Raw genomic sequence first — 2,417 nt, forward strand, 5'->3', positions numbered from 1 at the left:
GAAATACTCCACAGACACAAATGTCTGTGGAGTATGTGTGCGAGAGCGCAAGCTTGCTAATTAGTTATTTTTGGCCAGCTTGACGTTGCCGACGGATTGCTTGAGTTGCAGCGACGTGCTCAGATAGAGTTTTGCTAAAAATGTGCGTACCGTCGTATTTGGCCACAAAGAAGAGCAAATCGGTACTATCGGGATTGAGTACGGCTTTGAGACTGCCAATTCCGGGACTGGCGATCGGGCCGGGGGGAATTCCGGCATTCATGTAGGTATTATAGGGGTTGGGTCGCTTAACTTCAGCAAAAGTTAACGGTCGATCGGCAGTTTGTTTGATGCCCAAACCATATTCTACGGTCGGATCGGACTCCAAGCGCATATTTTTGGCCAATCTGGTAGTAAATACACCTGCAATCCTCGCTCGTTCTTCTGCGACTACGGCTTCTTTTTCAACAATGCTAGATAAGCTCACCCATTCCAAGAGGGTAAGTTTATTCGTCGCTGCGGCTTTTTGATACTCTGGTAAGGCTACTTGCTCGAATTGTTTTAGCATTTGGGTGACGACACCTTCAGGGGTAATCGTCTCGGCGGGTACTTTATAAGCCACCGCCACAAAATCAGCAGCTTTGAATAAACCTTGTTTTTCAAAGTATTCGCCCATCTGTTTGATGTTCCAACCCTCGCGGATTGTAAACCCAGATTGGATCACTTTACCTTCCAAAATTTGGGCGGCTACTGCCGTTAGCGGTTGATTTGGGGCTATTTCATAAGTCCCTTTTTGGGGCGAGCCTTTACCCTGCCTAGCTTGCCAGTTTGTCCAGAGCTTCCAGGCTAGTTGGGACTTAATCACACCTTTGGCTTCTAATTCTTGACCGATTGCTTGCGCCGACGCACCAGGTTTAACTTGAATTTGGATGGTTTGGGCATTTGGATCGCCAGAAGCAGGTGCAGAGACGCTATTCCACCACAATGTACCCCCACCAGCCAGGAGTGCTAGCAAGGCGATGGGTGTTGAAATTAATAACCACTTCGGAGTAGTTTGGACTAGTTTCAATGGTAATTCTCCAGTTCTAGATTTCATCCAAGAGCATATCTTCGAGTCGAGGTTGGAGTTGTTCGGCTTCCGCTTCCGACAATAGGGAAACAACACCCTTGTCATCAGATTTGCCAAAAAATAAGAGTGGATCTACTGGGGTGCAAATCGCATACTCTTGTTCTTCATTATAAAATCTAGCCAAAATTTGAAATTCTTCTGGCTGTAATGTTTCATCATCTTCATCGAGTTCGATGGTGACTACTTCAGTCGGATCCAGAGGTGGTAATTCACCAACTGCACTGAGGGTAAAAGCAGTACGTTTGAGGGTCAGATTTTGCTCGGATAGTACGGCATGAGCATCGGCAAAGATTCGCTCGATCTCTTCTTCTTCTTCGATTGAGACTAACTCTGTGACATCATCTTCTTCATCCCAAGCAAAAATTTCAATTGGTGCATTTTCTGGTAGTAATAGCAAATAAACTTTGCCATCTAGTTCGAGTTCGCGTTCGATGTAACAAGGCAACTCGCGCCCTCTTTCATCGGTGAGGATAACTAATTCAGCATCATCGAAATCTTCAGACTGGGGTGATGAGGACATGTATAAGAATTTTAAGTTATGAATTGGTGGCTAGTGTCTAGTTTCGATTTTAACGCTTGCTGCACTGTCGGCAGATATACTAACTAAGACGATGAAAGCCAATCATTAGAATACCATACCAGAGGAGATTATTTGTAATCGTTAGCTTAGTCTCAGCTTGGATGTATCGACCTATTGAATGCTAGCGATCGCGAGGCGCAGCCAGTCTTCTATGTTTTGACTTTTGACCATCAAACTATCTTGACTAATTGCTTGTAATGCTTGACGAATTTCGTCATTTGTATATCCCAAAGCTAACAATGTCATTTCAACTTCGGCCTGCATTGTTGCATTTAAACTCGTTAGCGGTAACGACTCGCTCAAACCTGAGTCTACCCGCCATTGTCCTAGTTTGCTCCGCAGTTCTAGGGCTAGGCGTTCGGCGGTTTTTTTGCCGACACCAGGAGCAGTAGAAAGGCGTTGAATATTGCTAGTAACGATCGCCGAAACGGTATCGGCCAATCCTAGTTTATCTAATAAGGCGATCGCCAAACTTGCTCCCACGCCACTAACACTTATTAGTTGTCGAAATAAATCTCGCTCGGCTGCCGAACTAAAACCATATAATGAGATCGCATCCTCTCGCACTTGCTGATGCGTAAACACCTGAATTTCGCTATCGATCGCGACTGCTAATGCCATGCTCTGAGGTACTTGCAATTCATACCCGATTTGGTTGACCTCTAATACCAAGATCGATCGATTGTTAGTCGGTGTCTGGATTTGAGTGGCGGTGCCTTTGAGGTAACT

General features: G+C 45.3%; 3 protein-coding genes. All 3 read right to left on the reverse strand.

What is annotated here, in order from left to right; translation table 11 throughout:
* Positions 1 to 64: 64 nt before the first annotated feature.
* Complete coding sequence (mltG, locus tag C7B77_RS28235) at positions 65 to 1,075, reverse strand: endolytic transglycosylase MltG (RefSeq protein WP_106312897.1); 1,011 nt, start codon at positions 1,073 to 1,075, stop codon at positions 65 to 67.
* Entirely contained in the window at positions 1,065 to 1,628 is a 564-nt protein-coding gene (locus tag C7B77_RS28240; protein ID WP_106312900.1) for a DUF3727 domain-containing protein, read from the reverse strand. The genes mltG and C7B77_RS28240 overlap by 11 nt, the downstream gene beginning before the upstream one ends.
* Before the next feature lie 171 nt (positions 1,629 to 1,799).
* Positions 1,800 to 2,417: Holliday junction branch migration protein RuvA (ruvA, locus tag C7B77_RS28245; RefSeq protein ID WP_219892308.1), on the reverse strand; the 618-nt coding region annotated here is incomplete at its 5' end.

Origin of the sequence: Chamaesiphon polymorphus CCALA 037, from assembly GCF_003003845.1 — a bacterium.
Taxonomy (GTDB): domain Bacteria; phylum Cyanobacteriota; class Cyanobacteriia; order Cyanobacteriales; family Chamaesiphonaceae; genus Chamaesiphon; species Chamaesiphon polymorphus.

Excerpts from the sequence above, each read along its gene's own strand:
- C7B77_RS28240 (WP_106312900.1), bottom strand. The coding sequence starts at position 1,628 with ATGTCCTCATCACCCCAGTCTGAAGATTTCGATGATGCTGAATTAGTT.
- mltG (WP_106312897.1), bottom strand. The coding sequence starts at position 1,075 with ATGAAATCTAGAACTGGAGAATTACCATTGAAACTAGTCCAAACTACT.